This is a genomic window from Luteimonas sp. Soil_C_16 (assembly GCF_057657295.1).
In genome coordinates, this window is the sequence record NZ_JBDGIS010000013.1 from 1 (window position 1) to 16,458 (window position 16,458).

12 protein-coding genes and 1 tRNA gene are annotated in these 16,458 nt (G+C 64.4%); all 13 read left to right on the forward strand.

All coding sequences use genetic code 11. From position 1 onward, the window contains the following. The coding region (locus AC3A5T_RS16815; RefSeq protein ID WP_459040859.1) for an EF-Tu C-terminal domain-related protein at positions 1–77 on the forward strand (77 nt) is incomplete at its 5' end. 174 nt (positions 78–251) lie between these two features. Continuing rightward, positions 252–327: transfer RNA gene (locus AC3A5T_RS16820), tRNA-Trp, on the forward strand. Between the two features lie 84 nt (positions 328–411). Further along, positions 412–792, forward strand: a complete 381-nt coding sequence (secE, locus tag AC3A5T_RS16825; protein ID WP_332079735.1) for a preprotein translocase subunit SecE — start codon at positions 412–414, stop codon at positions 790–792. A gap of 16 nt (positions 793–808) precedes the next feature. Then, positions 809–1,381: a transcription termination/antitermination protein NusG gene (gene nusG, locus AC3A5T_RS16830; RefSeq protein ID WP_332079736.1), complete on the forward strand. Its 573-nt coding sequence runs from the start codon at positions 809–811 to the stop codon at positions 1,379–1,381. A gap of 200 nt (positions 1,382–1,581) precedes the next feature. Then, positions 1,582–2,010, forward strand: coding sequence for a 50S ribosomal protein L11 (rplK, locus tag AC3A5T_RS16835; protein WP_055246815.1), 429 nt, complete (start codon positions 1,582–1,584; stop codon positions 2,008–2,010). A gap of 4 nt (positions 2,011–2,014) precedes the next feature. Continuing rightward, complete coding sequence (gene rplA / locus AC3A5T_RS16840; RefSeq protein ID WP_487629524.1) at positions 2,015–2,716, forward strand: 50S ribosomal protein L1; 702 nt, start codon at positions 2,015–2,017, stop codon at positions 2,714–2,716. Positions 2,717–3,093: 377 nt separating this feature from the next. After that, entirely contained in the window at positions 3,094–3,633 is a 540-nt protein-coding gene (gene rplJ, locus AC3A5T_RS16845) for a 50S ribosomal protein L10 (protein ID WP_487629525.1), read from the forward strand. 57 nt (positions 3,634–3,690) lie between these two features. Next, positions 3,691–4,062 (forward strand): 50S ribosomal protein L7/L12, encoded by a 372-nt coding sequence (rplL, locus tag AC3A5T_RS16850; RefSeq protein ID WP_096297402.1) that lies wholly within the window; start codon positions 3,691–3,693, stop codon positions 4,060–4,062. A 258-nt stretch (positions 4,063–4,320) separates the two neighbouring features. Continuing rightward, a complete protein-coding gene (gene rpoB, locus AC3A5T_RS16855) occupies positions 4,321–8,508 on the forward strand; it encodes a DNA-directed RNA polymerase subunit beta (protein ID WP_332079739.1) in 4,188 nt (1,395 codons plus the stop codon). A gap of 89 nt (positions 8,509–8,597) precedes the next feature. Then, entirely contained in the window at positions 8,598–12,872 is a 4,275-nt protein-coding gene (gene rpoC, locus AC3A5T_RS16860; RefSeq protein WP_487629526.1) for a DNA-directed RNA polymerase subunit beta', read from the forward strand. A gap of 256 nt (positions 12,873–13,128) precedes the next feature. Continuing rightward, entirely contained in the window at positions 13,129–13,503 is a 375-nt protein-coding gene (rpsL, locus tag AC3A5T_RS16865) for a 30S ribosomal protein S12 (protein WP_101924969.1), read from the forward strand. A gap of 10 nt (positions 13,504–13,513) precedes the next feature. Next, a complete protein-coding gene (gene rpsG / locus AC3A5T_RS16870; RefSeq protein ID WP_159679911.1) occupies positions 13,514–13,981 on the forward strand; it encodes a 30S ribosomal protein S7 in 468 nt (155 codons plus the stop codon). Positions 13,982–14,164: 183 nt separating this feature from the next. Next, complete coding sequence (gene fusA / locus AC3A5T_RS16875) at positions 14,165–16,291, forward strand: elongation factor G (RefSeq protein WP_332079741.1); 2,127 nt, start codon at positions 14,165–14,167, stop codon at positions 16,289–16,291. Positions 16,292–16,458 lie beyond the last annotated feature (167 nt).

Here is a 16,458-nt window from a genome sequence, read left to right on the forward strand (position 1 = left end):
ACGAAGGTCTGCGCTTCGCGATCCGCGAAGGCGGCCGTACCGTCGGCGCCGGCGTGGTGTCCAAGATCATCAAGTGATCCGACGGCCCGGGTGCGCATTGCGTACCCGGGCCGACGACATCCCGGCGCGAGTCGGGATGCAGTGGTTTCAGTGGGGTGCCAACTCCGCCGAAGCCGCGACAAGGCGGGCCGGAACCCCGGTCCGCCTTCGCCGTCTAAGGGTGTCCGAAGCCGGTTGTTGTTCCAATCCGTACGCCAGTAGCTCAATTGGCAGAGCAGCGGTCTCCAAAACCGCAGGTTGGGGGTTCGAGTCCCTCCTGGCGTGCCATTCGCGGAATCGTCCGCGCGGGTCAGGACGCATTGCGGTCCACCCCGTCAACCGAGCAGTCGCAAACCGATGAGTCGCCGGGAATTGAACAGCAGAGTTGAACAATCCAAGGGTGCGTCTTCGACGGACCTCGCCAAGTACGCTGCCGCGATCGTCCTGGTCGTTGCCGGCGTCTTCGCCTTTTACTGGTTCCAGGCGCAGCTGGCCACGCCGGTGCGCAGCATCATCGTCGCCCTGTGCGTCGTGGGCGCCGCCGCGGTCTTCCTGACGACGGACAAGGGTCACAAGACCCGTGATTTCTTCTCGGAGACCCGCTTCGAGATGCGCAAGGTCGTCTGGCCGACGCGCCAGGAGGCGATTCGCCTGACCTGGATCGTGATCATCGCCGTGGCGATCATCAGCCTGATCCTCGCCGGCTTCGACCAGATCATCCAGTGGCTGATCCGCCTCGTTCTGAGGCAGTGACGGAGTAACGATTCAGATGGAAACCGAAGGCGTCAAGCGCTGGTACGTCGTGCATGCCTATTCCGGCTTCGAGAAGTCGGTGGCCCAGGCGCTGCGCGATCGCATCGTGCGCACCGAGATGCAGGACAAGTTCGGCGACGTGCTGGTGCCGACCGAAGAAGTGATCGAGATGCGCTCCGGCCAGAAGCGCCGTTCCGAGCGCAAGTTCTTCCCGGGTTACGTCCTCGTGCAGATCCTGACGTCGGACGACGGCGGCATTCCGCGCATGGACAACGAGAGCTGGCACCTGGTCAAGGAAACGCCGAAGGTGATGGGCTTCATCGGCGGCACCGCCGACCGTCCGCTGCCGATCCGCGACGACGAAGCCGCCGTGATCCTGGATCGCGTGCAGGAAGGCGTCGAGAAGCCGCGTCCGAAGGTGCTGTTCGAGCCGGGCCAGATGGTCCGCGTGATCGACGGCCCGTTCAACGATTTCAACGGCGTGGTCGAGGAAATCAACTACGAGAAGAGCCGCCTGCGCGTCGCAGTGCTGATCTTCGGCCGTTCGACCCCGGTCGAGCTGGAATTCGGGCAGGTCGAGAAGGCCTGAACCCCGCCGCGCCCGGTGTGACGGGCGCGCGAAACCCTGCTATAGTGCGCGGCTCACTGTCTGGCTGCGCCGGGCAACCGCACAGGCCGCCGTATGGGCGGCCTTTCGCGCGAGATGGACAACGTGAATCCGGGACACGTGTATTCCCGGAACGATGGGGAGCCTGATCCAAGGCGCTTGCACCCGGAGAGAAGAAGACAATGGCGAAGAAAGTCGTCGGTTACATCAAGCTGCAGGTCAAGGCCGGTCAGGCCAACCCCTCGCCGCCGGTCGGTCCTGCGCTGGGTCAGCGCGGCCTGAACATCATGGAGTTCTGCAAGGCGTTCAACGCAGCGACCTCCAAGCTCGAGCCGGGTCTGCCGACTCCGGTCATCATCACGGCCTACTCGGACCGTACCTTCACCTTCATCACCAAGAGCACGCCGGCATCGGTGCTGCTGAAGAAGGCGGCGGGCGTGGCCTCGGGCTCCAAGCGTCCCAACACCGAGAAGGTGGGCAAGGTGACGCGCGCGCAGCTCGAAGAAATCGCCAAGGCGAAGGAAGCCGATCTGACGGCGGCCGAGCTGGAAGCAGCAGTGCGCACCATCGCGGGCTCGGCCCGTTCGATGGGCCTGACGGTGGAGGGCTGAGACCATGGCACAGACCAAGCGACAGAAGAGCATCCAGGCTGCCGTGCAGCCGGGCAAGAGCTACGGCATCGATGACGCCCTGAAGATCGTCAAGGACAACAGCAGCGCGAAGTTCGCCGAAGCCGTGGACGTCGCCGTCCGCCTCGGCGTCGACGCGCGCAAGTCCGACCAGCAGGTGCGCGGTTCGACCGTGCTGCCGCAGGGCACGGGCAAGAGCGTCCGCGTCGCGGTGTTCGCGCCGGCCGGTGCCAAGGCCGACGAGGCCCTGGCCGCCGGTGCCGACATCGTCGGCATGGACGACCTGGCCGAGAAGATGCAGGCCGGCGACATCAACTACGACGTCGTGATCGCGACGCCGGACGCGATGCGCGTGGTCGGCAAGCTCGGTACGGTGCTGGGCCCGCGCGGCCTGATGCCGAACCCGAAGGTCGGCACCGTCTCCCCGAACCCGGGCGAGGCCGTGAAGAATGCGAAGGGCGGCCAGGTCCGTTACCGCACCGACAAGGCCGGAATCATCCACTGCACGATCGGCAAGGCCGACTTCGATGCGGAGAAGTTGAAGGACAACCTGCAGGCGCTGCTGGCCGACCTGGTGAAGGCCAAGCCGGCCACCGCCAAGGGCCAGTACCTGCAGAAGATCTCGGTGAGCTCGACCATGGGTCCGGGCGTCACCGTCGACCAGTCGTCGCTGACCATCGCGCGCTGATCGAAACGCAATAAACGCGCCGTCCCGCTCGCGGGGCGACGCGATTTTGGGGGCATCGCGACGGACCACGGGTCCGGCGTGGCGCCGTCAAAGACCGCAGGCGCGGTGGAGATCGACGTGGCGACGGGCAGGGATGCTCGAACTGGCAGGGAATCGCCGCCACCGATGATCAAGACCGCTTAATCCCGAGGTGCTTGCACCGACAGGCCTGCGTAGATGGTGATGCCTTTCTGAAGTTTTCTGGTGCGACATCCGTCCAGCCAGGCAGAAGGCCACCACCGGGATGCGTCATGCATCCCCGGCCTCCAGGGATTGGAAGCCGCTCAGGACCGCAAGCGGCAGGAGCCGTGAGCGGAGTTCACAATGAGGAGTGATTAATGGCTCTCAATCTGTCCCAGAAGCAGGAAGTTGTCGCCGAGCTGGCAGAAGTCGCCGCGAACGCCCACTCCCTGATTGCTGTCGAGTACGTGGGCACCACGGTCAGTCAAATGACCGCGATGCGCAAGAAGGCTCGTGAGACCGGTGTGTACTTGCGCGTTGTCAAGAACACCCTGGCCGCACGTGCGGTGGAAGGTACCAGCTACGAGTGCTCCAAGGACTCGCTGGTCGGACCTCTGCTGTATGCGTTCTCGACCGAGGAGCCCGGCGCAGCCGGTCGCCTGATCAAGGAATTCGCGAAAGACAACACCAAGCTGGTGCCCAAGCTCGTCGTCGTGGAAGGCCAGCTGTACCCGGCCGGCCATGTCGACGTGCTGGCCTCGCTGCCGACGCTCGACCAGGCGCTGTCCATGCTGGCCCGCGTGCTGTCCGAACCCGCTGCGATGTTCGCCCGTGCCGTCAAGGCCGTCGGCGACAAGCAGGGCGGTGGCGACGAAGCACCTGCGGAAGCAGCCGCCGAGACGGCCGAAACGGCCTAAATCCGGTCTGCCTGTTCAACGAAACCTATCCCAGAAAATTTTTCAAAGGTAATCACAATGTCCCTTACCAACGAACAGATCGTCGACGCCATCGCCGAGAAGTCCCTGATGGAAGTGATGGAGCTGGTCAAGGCCATCGAAGAGAAGTTCGGCGTCTCCGCCGCTGCTCCGGTCGCCGCGGCTGCTGCTGCCGGCCCGGCTGCCGCTGTCGAAGAGCAGACCGAGTTCACCGTCGTCCTGAAGGCCGCCGGCGAGAAGAAGGTCGAGGCCATCAAGGTCGTCCGTGCCATCACCGGCCTGGGTCTGAAGGAAGCCAAGGACCTGGTCGAAGGCGCACCGAAGGACGTCAAGGAAGGCGCCACGAAGGAAGAAGCCGAGAAGATCAAGAAGGATCTCGAGGCTGCTGGCGCGACCGTCGAAATCAAGTAAGCGGCACTTTGCATCGCAGCACATGCTTGCGATGCACCGGGGCCGGGGGCGAAAGCTCCCGGCCCTTGGTCGTTCCTGAAACCGGGCGACCGGAAGCTTGTGAAACACGCAATACGCAACACGACAACTGACGCAGTTGTCAGTGGGTAGTAGCGGGAGATGGCGTGCTGGTGCCGGCAATACCAGCGACTACCCAGTGACAGCTCCATGTTCCGGATCGCGAGTCGATCCCATCCGATCCAACGAGGCGTACTCCCCATGACGACGTCCCAGCTCCCGTCGAGCCAGCAGCAGACCTACTCGTTCACCGAGAAGAAGCGCATCCGCAAGAACTTCGGCAAGCGCCGCGAGATTCTCGAGGTGCCGTTCCTCCTGGCCATCCAGGTCGATTCCTACCGCGAATTCCTGCAGGCCGACCGCGATCCCACCAAGCGTGAAGACCGTGGCCTCCACGCCGCGCTGAAGTCGGTGTTCCCGATCGTCAGCTACAACGGCTACGCCGCACTCGAATACGTCGGCTACAAGCTCGGCGAGCCCGTGTTCGACGAGCGCGAATGCCGCAACCGTGGCCTGAGCTACGGCGCCCCGCTGCGCGTGACCGTGCGCCTGGTGATCTACGACCGCGAGTCGTCGCAGAAGGCCATCAAGTACGTGAAGGAGCAGGAGGTCTACATGGGCGAGATTCCGCTCATGACCGAGAACGGCACCTTCATCATCAACGGCACCGAGCGCGTCATCGTCTCGCAGCTGCACCGCTCGCCGGGCGTGTTCTTCGACCACGACCGTGGCAAGACCCACAGCTCGGGCAAGCTGCTCTACAGCGCCCGCATCATTCCGTACCGCGGTTCCTGGCTCGACTTCGAGTTCGACCCGAAGGACGCGCTGTTCACCCGTATCGACCGCCGTCGCAAGCTGCCGGTGTCGGTGCTGCTGCGTGCGCTCGGCTACAACAACGAAGAGATGCTCAACGAGTTCTTCGACATCAACAGCTACCACATCCTCCCCGAGGGCGAGGGCGTGCAGCTGGAGCTGGTGTCGGAGCGTCTGCGTGGCGAAACGCTGAACTTCGACCTGCTCGACGGCGAGAAGGTCATCGTCGAAGCCGGCAAGCGCATCACCGCGCGTCACGTCAAGCAGCTCGAAGCCGCCGGCATCACCGCGCTGGCCGTGCCGGACGACTACATGGTCGGCCAGATCCTGTCGCACGACGTGATCGACCCGGCGACCGGTGAGCTGGTCGCGACCGCCAACGACGAGATCACGCTCGAGACCCTCGAGGCGCTGCGCAAGGCGTCGATCGAGACCATCGGCACGATCTGGGTCAACGACCTCGATCGCGGTCCGTACCTGTCCAACACGCTGCGCATCGACTCGACCAAGACGCAGCTCGATGCGCTGGTCGAGATCTACCGCATGATGCGTCCCGGCGAACCGCCGACCAAGGATGCCGCGCAGAACCTGTTCCACAATCTGTTCTTCACGTTCGAGCGTTACGACGTCTCCAGCGTGGGCCGCATGAAGTTCAACCGTCGTCTGGGCCGCAAGGAAACCGAAGGCGCGTCCGTGCTGTACGACGCGAAGTACTTCGCCGAGCGCAAGGACGAGGATTCGGTGCGCCTGCGCGGCGAGTTCGGCCAGTCGTCGGACATCCTCGACGTCATCCGCGTGCTGACCGAGATCCGCAACGGTCGCGGCGTCGTCGACGACATCGACCACCTCGGCAACCGCCGCGTGCGTTCGGTCGGCGAAATGGCCGAGAATGTGTTCCGCGTGGGCCTGGTCCGCGTCGAACGCGCCGTGCGCGAGCGCCTGACGATGGCCGAGGCCGATGGCCTGACCCCGCAGGAACTGATCAACGCCAAGCCGGTCGCGGCGGCGGTCAAGGAATTCTTCGGCTCCTCGCAGCTGTCGCAGTTCATGGATCAGAACAACCCGCTGTCGGAAGTCACGCACAAGCGTCGCGTGTCGGCCCTCGGTCCGGGCGGTCTGACCCGCGAGCGCGCCGGCTTCGAAGTGCGCGACGTGCATCCCACGCACTACGGCCGCGTCTGCACCATCGAGACGCCGGAAGGCCCGAACATCGGCCTGATCAACTCGCTGGCGACCTTCGCGCGCACCAACCGCTACGGCTTCCTCGAAACGCCGTACCGCAAGGTCGTCGACAGCCGCGTCACCGACGACATCGAGTACCTGTCGGCGATCGAGGAGAACGACTACGTCATCGCACAGGCCAATGCCGTCCAGGACGACAAGGGCACGATGACGCAGCAGTTCGTCGACTGCCGCTTCCAGGGCGAGTCGCTGCTCAAGCCGCCGGCGGAGATCCATTACATGGACGTCTCGCCGATGCAGACCGTGTCGGTCGCCGCCGCGCTCGTGCCGTTCCTCGAGCACGATGACGCGAACCGCGCACTGATGGGCGCCAACATGCAGCGTCAGGCCGTGCCGACGCTGCGTGCGCAGAAGCCGCTCGTCGGTACCGGCATCGAGCGCGCCGTGGCGCGCGACTCGGGCGTGACCGTGAACGCCCGCCGCGGCGGCGTGATCGAGCAGATCGACGCCGGCCGCGTCGTGGTCAAGGTCCATGAAGAAGAGATTTCCGGCGAGCACGATGCCGGCGTCGACATCTACAACCTGATCAAGTACACGCGCTCCAACCAGAACACCTGCATCAACCAGCGTCCGCTGGTGAACGTGGGTGACGTGGTCGCGCGCGGCGACGTGCTGGCCGACGGTCCCTCGACCGACATCGGCGAGCTGGCGCTGGGCCAGAACATGCTCGTCGCGTTCATGCCGTGGAACGGCTACAACTTCGAAGACTCGATCCTGCTGTCGGAGCGCGTCGTCAAGGAAGACCGCTACACGACGATCCACATCGAGGAAATGACCGCGGTTGCCCGCGACACGAAGCTGGGTCCGGAGGAAATCTCCGCCGACATCCCGAACGTGTCCGAGAACGCGCTCAACCGTCTCGACGAATCCGGCGTGGTGTACATCGGTGCGGAAGTCCGCGCCGGCGACATCCTGGTCGGCAAGGTCACGCCGAAGGGCGAGAGCCAGCTGACCCCGGAAGAGAAGCTGCTGCGCGCGATCTTCGGTGAGAAGGCGTCCGACGTGAAGGACAGCTCGCTGCGCGTGCCGCCGGGCATGGACGGCACCGTCATCGACGTGCAGGTCTTCACCCGCGACGGCATCGAGAAGGACAAGCGCGCCAAGCAGATCGAAGAGTCCGAGATCAAGCGCGTCAAGAAGGACTTCGACGACCAGTTCCGCATCCTCGAAAGCGCGATCTATGCGCGTCTGCGTTCGCAGATCCAGGGCAAGGTCGCCAACGGCGGTCCCGGCCTGAAGAAGGGCGACACGGTCAGCTCGCTGGTGCTCGACGGCCTGAAGAAGTCCGACTGGTTCCAGATCCGCATGAAGGACGAGGACGCGGCCGACGCGATCGAACGTGCGCAGAAGCAGATCGACGCGCACCAGAAGGAGTTCGAGAAGCGCTTCGCCGACAAGCGCGGCAAGATCACCCAGGGCGACGACCTCGCACCGGGCGTGCTGAAGATGGTCAAGGTCTACCTGGCCGTGAAGCGCCGCATCCAGCCGGGCGACAAGATGGCCGGCCGCCACGGCAACAAGGGTGTGGTCTCCACCATCGTGCCCGTGCAGGACATGCCGCACATGGCCAACGGCAACACGGTCGACATCGTGTTGAACCCGCTGGGCGTGCCGTCGCGTATGAACATCGGCCAGATCCTCGAAGTGCACCTGGGCCTCGCGGCAAAGGGCCTCGGCGAGAAGATCCAGCGGATGCTCGACGCGCAGGCCAAGGTGGCCGAACTGCGCAGCTTCCTCGACCAGATCTACAACCACGACAAGGCGACGTTCGCCCAGCGTGTCGATCTGTCGCAGTTCAGCGACGAGGAACTGTTGAAGCTGGCCGGCAACCTGACCGACGGCGTGCCGATGGCCACGCCGGTGTTCGACGGCGCGGCGGAGTCCGAGATCAAGGCGATGCTCGAGCTGGCGGACATGCCGACCAGTGGTCAGCACCGTCTGTACGACGGCCGGACCGGCGAGGCGTTCGAGCGTGAAGTGACCGTGGGCTACATGCACATGCTCAAGCTCAACCACCTCGTCGACGACAAGATGCACGCGCGTTCGACCGGTCCGTACTCGCTCGTCACCCAGCAGCCGCTGGGCGGCAAGGCGCAGTTCGGCGGCCAGCGCTTCGGCGAAATGGAAGTCTGGGCGCTGGAAGCCTACGGCGCGGCCTACACCCTGCAGGAAATGCTGACGGTGAAGTCCGACGACGTGCAGGGCCGCAACCAGATGTACAAGAACATCGTCGACGGCGAACACGAGATGGTCGCGGGCATGCCCGAGTCCTTCAACGTGCTGGTCAAGGAAATCCGTTCGCTGGCGATCAACATGGAGCTGGAGGAGCACTGAGGCAGGACGTCCCGACGCGCGGCGCGTGAGCGTGCCGCGCGCGACACCGATCCAACACTGCCCAGGTTCCCCTTTCCCGGAGTAAAGACATGAAAGACCTGCTCAATCTCTTCAACCAGCCGCGCCAGATTCCGGACTTCGATGCGATCAAGATCGCGCTCGCCAGCCCGGACCTGATCCGCTCGTGGTCGTTCGGCGAAGTGAAGAAGCCCGAGACGATCAACTACCGCACGTTCAAGCCCGAGCGCGACGGCCTGTTCTGCGCCGCGATCTTCGGTCCGATCAAGGACTACGAGTGCCTGTGCGGGAAGTACAAGCGCATGAAGCACCGTGGCGTGGTCTGCGAGAAGTGCGGCACCGAAGTCACGCTGGCCAAGGTGCGCCGCGAGCGCATGGGTCACATCGACCTGGCCTCGCCGGTCGCGCACATCTGGTTCCTCAAGTCGCTGCCGTCGCGCATCGGCCTGATGCTGGACATGACGCTGCGTGACATCGAACGCATCCTGTACTTCGAGGCGTTCGTCGTGACCGAGCCGGGTCTGACCCCGCTCGAGCGCAGCCAGCTGCTCAACGAAGAGCAGTACATGCAGATGCGCCAGGAACACGGCGACGACTTCGACGCCGCGATGGGCGCCGAGGCGGTCTACGACCTGCTGCGCACGATCGACCTGCAGGCCGAGATGGTCCGCCTGAAGGAAGAGATCGCCGCCACGGGTTCGGAAACCAAGCTCAAGCGTCTGACCAAGCGCATCAAGCTGGTCGAGGCCTTCATCGAGTCGGGCAACCGTCCCGAGTGGATGATCATGACCGTGCTGCCGGTGCTGCCGCCGGACCTGCGTCCGCTGGTGCCGCTGGACGGTGGCCGCTTCGCGACCTCGGATCTCAACGATCTGTACCGCCGCGTCATCAACCGCAACAACCGCCTGCGCCGCCTGCTCGAACTCAATGCGCCCGACATCATCGTGCGCAACGAGAAGCGCATGCTGCAGGAATCGGTCGATGCGCTGATGGACAACGGCCGTCGCGGCCGTGCGATCACCGGCACCAACAAGCGCCCGCTCAAGTCGCTCGCCGACATGATCAAGGGCAAGCAGGGTCGCTTCCGCCAGAACCTGCTCGGCAAGCGCGTCGACTACTCGGGCCGTTCGGTCATCGTGGTCGGCCCGACGCTGCGTCTGCACGAATGCGGCCTGCCGAAGAAGATGGCGCTCGAACTGTTCAAGCCCTTCATCTTCGCCAAGCTGCAGCGCCGTGGTCTCGCTACGACGATCAAGGCCGCCAAGAAGCTCGTCGAGCGCGAAGAGGCCGAGGTGTGGGACATCCTCGAAGAGGTGATCCGCGAGCATCCGGTGCTGCTCAACCGCGCGCCGACGCTGCACCGCCTGGGCATCCAGGCGTTCGAGCCGGTGCTCATCGAAGGCAAGGCGATCCAGCTGCATCCGCTGGTGTGTACCGCGTTCAACGCCGACTTCGACGGTGACCAGATGGCGGTCCACGTGCCGCTCTCGCTGGAAGCCCAGCTCGAAGCGCGTGCGCTGATGATGGCGTCGAACAACATCCTCTCGCCCGCCAACGGCGAGCCGATCATCGTGCCGTCGCAGGACGTCGTGCTCGGTCTGTACTACATGACCCGCGCGCTGGAGAACATCCCGGGCGAGGGCATGGTGTTCGCGAACATCGCCGAAGTGCGTCGCGCGTTCGACAACAAGGCCGCCGGCCTGCACGCCAAGATCAAGGTCCGCATCCAGCAGACCGTGATCGGCGAGGACGGCTCGCGCGACAAGGTGACCTCGATCGTGGAAACGACCGTGGGTCGTGCGCTGCTGCTCGAGATCATGCCCGACGGCCTGCCGTTCGAGCTGGCCAACGTCGAGCTCAACAAGAAGAACATCTCGCGCCTGATCAACGCCTGCTACCGCCGTCTGGGTCTCAAGGACACGGTCGTGTTCGCCGACAAGCTGATGTACACCGGCTTCGGCAACGCGACGCGTGCGGGCGTGTCGATCGGCATCAACGACATGACCATCCCGACCGAGAAGGCCGGCATCCTGGTCGAGGCCGAGGCCGAGGTGCTGGAAATCCAGCAGCAGTACCAGTCGGGCCTGGTCACCGCCGGCGAGCGCTACAACAAGGTCGTCGACATCTGGTCGCGCACGAACGAGCGCATCGCCAAGGCGATGATGGACACGATCGGTACCGAGAAGGTCCTCAATGCGAAGGGCGAGACCATCGACCAGAAGTCGATGAACTCGCTCTACATCATGGCCGACTCGGGTGCGCGTGGTTCGCAGGCGCAGATCCGTCAGCTGGCCGGCATGCGCGGCCTGATGGCCAAGCCGGACGGCTCGATCATCGAGACGCCGATCATCGCGAACTTCCGCGAAGGCCTGAACGTCCAGGAATACTTCAACTCCACCCACGGTGCCCGCAAGGGTCTGGCCGATACCGCGCTCAAGACCGCGAACTCCGGTTACCTGACCCGTCGTCTCGTCGACGTGGCGCAGGACGTGGTGATCACCGAAGTCGACTGCGGCACGATGGACGGGCTCACCATGACCCCGATCGTCGAAGGCGGCGATGTCGTCGAGCCGTTGCGCGACCGCGTGCTGGGTCGTGTCGTGGCCGAGGACGTGTTCCTGCCGGGCAACGACGAGGATCCGATCGTCACCCGCAACACGCTGCTCGACGAGCAGTGGGTGCAGCGCCTTGAAGAGGCCGGCGTGCAGTCGATCCAGGTCCGTTCGACGATCACCTGCGAAGCCGGCTTCGGCGTCTGCGCCAGCTGCTACGGCCGTGATCTCGGCCGCGGCCACCTGGTCAACCAGGGCGAGGCCGTCGGCGTCGTCGCCGCGCAGTCGATCGGCGAGCCCGGCACGCAGCTGACCATGCGTACGTTCCACATCGGTGGTGCGGCATCGCGTGCGGCCGCCATCGACAACGTGACGGTCAAGACCACTGGCTCGATCAAGTTCAACAACCTCAAGCACGTCAAGCACGAGAGCGGCAACCTGGTCGCGGTCTCGCGTTCGGGCGAGCTCTCGGTGCTCGACGGCCACGGTCGCGAGCGCGAGCGTTACAAGCTGCCCTACGGCGCGACCATCACCGTCAACGACGGCGATGCGATCAAGGCCGGCCAGACCGTGTCGAACTGGGATCCGCACAACCACCCGATCGTCTCGGAAGTCGCGGGCTTCATCCGCTTCGTGGACTTCGTCGACGGCATCACCGTCATCGAGAAGACCGACGACCTGACCGGCCTGGCCTCGCGCGAGATCACCGATCCCAAGCGTCGTGGTTCGATGGGCAAGGATCTGCGTCCGATCGTCCGCATCGTGGACGCCAAGGGCAACGACCTGTCGATCCCGGGCACCGATCTGCCGGCGCAGTACCTGCTGCCGCCGCGCTCGATCGTCAACCTGCAGGACGGCGACGCCGTCGGCGTGGGCGACGTGGTGACCAAGGTGCCGCAGGAAGCGTCGAAGACCCGCGACATCACCGGTGGTCTGCCGCGCGTGGCCGATCTGTTCGAAGCACGCAAGCCGAAGGACCAGGCGATCCTCGCCGAGATCTCCGGCATCGTCAGCTTCGGCAAGGACACCAAGGGCAAGCAGCGCCTGATCATCAAGGGCACCGACGGCGTCGATCACGAAGAGCTGATCCCGAAGTACCGCCAGATCATCGTGTTCGAAGGTGAGCACGTGGAGAAGGGCGAGACGGTCGTCGACGGCGAGCCGGGTCCGCAGGACATCCTGCGTCTGAAGGGCGTCGAGGAGCTGGCGTCCTACCTGACCAAGGAAATCCAGGACGTCTATCGCCTGCAGGGCGTGAAGATCAACGACAAGCACATCGAGGTGATCGTTCGCCAGATGCTGCGCAAGGTCGAGATCACGGACCAGGGCGACAGCCGCTTCCTCAACGGCGAGCAGGTCGAGCGTCAGCGCGTGATCGAGGACAACGTCAAGCATCTCGCCAAGAGCGAGCTGCCGGCGAAGTTCGATCCGGTGCTGCTGGGCATCACCAAGGCATCGCTGGCCACCGAGTCGTTCATCTCGGCCGCGTCGTTCCAGGAGACCACCCGCGTGCTCACCGAGGCGGCCGTCCGCGGCACGCGCGACAGCCTGCGCGGTCTGAAGGAAAACGTGATCGTGGGTCGTCTGATCCCGGCCGGTACCGGTCTTGCGTATCACGCCCGTCGTCGTCGCGCCGCTTCCGGCCTGACCGATTCGGAAATGGACGCACTGTCGGGCAGCAGCACGACCCATGCCGATGCCGACGTCGTTGCCGCCCCGGCTGCGCCGGAGCAGGTGATGCTCGAAGACGCACCGGTGACGCCGACGGCTGACAACGACGGCGAAGCACGCTAAGATTGCGCCCAATTTGGTGGCCCCTCGTGGGCCACCCAGACTCCGAAAAGAGGCGCAGGACGCGGCTCGTATTCGGTCCAGGATGGACGGGAGACGTTGTATGCCGGGTGGCGCCCTTCGTGGGTGCACCAGCGGCGGTATGACCCGCGTTGACGGTATTCGTCAGCGCGGGCTATACTTTTTCGTCTGACAGGCGGCCTATCCGTCTGTCTTCGTTTTCACCGGGCTCCGGCCCGAACCAAAGACCCGAGACCTGATGGCAACGATCAACCAGCTGGTGCGGAAGCCGCGCAGCCCCGAAACCTACAAGAGCACTTCGCCCGCGCTGGCGAACTGCCCGCAGCGCCGTGGCGTCTGCACTCGCGTGTACACCACGACCCCCAAGAAGCCGAACTCGGCGCTTCGTAAGGTCGCCAAGGTGCGCCTGACCAACGGTTACGAAGTCATTTCGTACATCGGTGGCGAAGGCCACAACCTGCAGGAGCACAGCGTGGTGCTGATCCGCGGCGGTCGCGTCAAGGACCTGCCGGGCGTGCGTTACCACACCGTGCGCGGTTCGCTCGACGCCTCCGGCGTTGCGAAGCGCAAGCAGAGCCGTTCGAAGTACGGCACCAAGCGTCCGAAGGGCTGAGGAATAGACAATGTCGCGTAAAGGAAACACTCCGCAGCGTTCGGTGCTGCCCGACCCGAAGCACAACAGCGACACGATCGCGCGCTTCATCAACATGGTCATGAAGAGCGGCAAGAAGTCGATCGCTGAAAAGATCGTCTACGGCGCCATGGACGTCATCAGCGAGAAGAACGGCAACCCGCTCGAGCTCGTCGAAAAGGCGCTGGGCAACATCTCGCCGGCCGTCGAAGTGAAGTCGCGTCGCGTCGGTGGTGCCACGTACCAGGTGCCGGTCGAAGTGCGCGCCTCGCGTCGCATGGCGCTGGCGATGCGCTGGTTGATCGAGTCGGCGCGCAAGCGCGGCGAGAACACCATGCCGCGCAAGCTGGCCGCCGAGCTGATCGACGCGTCCGAGAACCGTGGTGGCGCGATCAAGAAGCGCGAAGAAACCCACCGCATGGCCGACGCCAACAAGGCGTTCGCGCACTACCGCTGGTAAGCGGCTCCCGCGGGTCCCGGTTGATTCCGGGGCCCGTCGGCACCATCCAGGTGCCTCCAGGCGGTCACAGACCGCACGCAGGATCCGAAGGCCGCCGCAAGGCGGCATTCGTCCATTCAAGCGATTCCATCGCGAAGGCTCCGTGTTCCAGCGGGACTTCGCCATTCAATACGAGAAACCGACGTGGCTCGCACGACACCCATCGAACGCTACCGCAACTTCGGCATCATGGCCCACATCGATGCCGGCAAGACCACGACCTCCGAGCGCATCCTGTTCTACACCGGCGTCAGCCACAAGATCGGTGAAGTGCACGACGGCGCGGCCACCATGGACTGGATGGAGCAGGAGCAGGAACGCGGCATCACCATCACCTCGGCGGCCACCACGGCGTTCTGGAAGGGCATGGACAAGTCGCTGCCCGAGCACCGCTTCAACATCATCGACACCCCTGGACACGTCGACTTCACCATCGAGGTCGAGCGGTCCCTGCGCGTGCTCGACGGCGCGGTGTTCGTGCTGTGTGCGGTCGGTGGCGTGCAGCCGCAGTCCGAGACCGTGTGGCGCCAGGCCAACAAGTACGCCGTGCCGCGTCTCGCGTTCGTCAACAAGATGGATCGCACCGGTGCGAACTTCAACAAGGTCGTCGACCAGTTGAAGGCGCGTCTGGGTGCCTACGCCGTGCCGATGCAGGTGCCGATCGGCGCCGAAGACGGCTTCGAGGGCGTGGTCGATCTGCTCAAGATGAAGGCGATCCACTGGGATACCGCCTCGCAGGGCACGACGTTCGAATACCGCGACATTCCGGCGAACCTGGTCGACGAGTCCAACGAGGCGCGTGCGTTCATGGTCGAGGCTGCGGCCGAAGCCAATGAAGCGCTGATGGACAAGTATCTCAACGAGGGCGAACTGAGCGAAGAAGAGATCATCGCCGGTTTGCGCGAGCGCACCCTGAAGGTCGAGATCGTGCCGGTGTTCTGTGGCACGGCGTTCAAGAACAAGGGCGTCCAGGCGATGCTCGACGGTGTGATCCAGCTGCTGCCGTCGCCGTCCGACCGTCCGCCGGTGCAGGGCATCGACGACGACGAGAAGGAAGACACCCGCACCGCCGACGACAAGGCACCGTTCTCGGCGCTGGCGTTCAAGATCATGACCGACCCGTTCGTGGGTTCGCTGACGTTCTTCCGCGTCTACTCGGGCGTGCTCAATGCCGGCGACCAGGTTTACAACCCGGTCAAGTCGAAGAAGGAGCGCGTGGGTCGCATCCTGCAGATGCACTCCAACAACCGCGAAGAGATCAAGGAAGTGCGCGCAGGCGACATCGCCGCGGCGGTCGGCCTGAAGGACGTGACCACCGGCGACACGCTGTGCGCGCAGGATCACATCATCACGCTCGAGCGCATGGTGTTCCCGGAGCCCGTGATTTCGATGGCGGTCGAGCCGAAGACCAAGTCGGACCAGGAGAAGATGGGCCTCGCGCTCGGTCGCCTGGCGCAGGAGGATCCGTCCTTCCGCGTGCGTACCGACGAAGAATCCGGCCAGACCATCATCGCCGGCATGGGCGAGCTGCACCTGGACATTATCGTCGACCGCATGAAGCGCGAGTTCAACGTCGAAGCCAACGTCGGCAAGCCGCAGGTCGCGTATCGCGAAACGATCCGCACCCCGGACGTGAAGTCGGACTACAAGCACGCCAAGCAGTCGGGTGGTAAGGGTCAGTACGGTCACGTCGTGATCGAGCTGTCGCCGCTGACCGATGCCGATCGTGCCGATCCGAAGCTGGCCGGCGACATCAAGGACGACTTCCTCTTCATCAACGACATCACCGGTGGTGTGATTCCGAAGGAGTTCATCCCGTCGGTCGAGAAGGGCATCCGCGAGACGATCACCAGTGGCCCGATCGCCGGCTTCCCGGTCGTGGGTGTCAAGGTCAAGCTCGTGTTCGGTTCGTACCACGACGTCGACTCGTCGGAAATGGCGTTCAAGCTGGCGTCGTCGATGGCGTTCAAGCAGGGCTTCGTGAAGGCGAGCCCGGTGCTGCTCGAGCCGATGATGAAGGTCGAGATCGTCAGCCCCGAGGATTACCTCGGCGACGTGATGGGCGACGTCAGCCGTCGTCGCGGCATCCTGCAGGGCCAGGACGACAGCCCGTCGGGCAAGATCATCAACGCCATGATCCCGCTGGGCGAAATGTTCGGCTATGCGACGACGCTGCGCTCGATGTCGCAGGGTCGCGCGACGTTCTCGATGGAGTTCGATCACTACGCGGAAGCGCCGACGAACATCGCCGAAACCGTCATCAAGAAGTAATCCCTCGGGATTGGAATCCGGCGCCCATGCGGCGCCGGATTTCCGGATCCCAGTTTCCAATCCCGAATCAATAGATAGAAAGGTGAATCACCATGGCAAAGGGTAAGTTCGAGCGCACCAAGCCCCACGTGAACGTGGGCACGATTGGTCACGTTGACCACGGCAAG

Coding starts and splice junctions, on each gene's coding strand:
- rpoC (WP_487629526.1), top strand. CDS start 8,598: ATGAAAGACCTGCTCAATCTCTTCAACCAGCCGCGCCAGATTCCGGAC.
- rplK (WP_055246815.1), top strand. CDS start 1,582: ATGGCGAAGAAAGTCGTCGGTTACATCAAGCTGCAGGTCAAGGCCGGT.
- rpoB (WP_332079739.1), top strand. CDS start 4,321: ATGACGACGTCCCAGCTCCCGTCGAGCCAGCAGCAGACCTACTCGTTC.
- nusG (WP_332079736.1), top strand. CDS start 809: ATGGAAACCGAAGGCGTCAAGCGCTGGTACGTCGTGCATGCCTATTCC.
- rplA (WP_487629524.1), top strand. CDS start 2,015: ATGGCACAGACCAAGCGACAGAAGAGCATCCAGGCTGCCGTGCAGCCG.
- rplJ (WP_487629525.1), top strand. CDS start 3,094: ATGGCTCTCAATCTGTCCCAGAAGCAGGAAGTTGTCGCCGAGCTGGCA.
- rplL (WP_096297402.1), top strand. CDS start 3,691: ATGTCCCTTACCAACGAACAGATCGTCGACGCCATCGCCGAGAAGTCC.
- rpsL (WP_101924969.1), top strand. CDS start 13,129: ATGGCAACGATCAACCAGCTGGTGCGGAAGCCGCGCAGCCCCGAAACC.
- rpsG (WP_159679911.1), top strand. CDS start 13,514: ATGTCGCGTAAAGGAAACACTCCGCAGCGTTCGGTGCTGCCCGACCCG.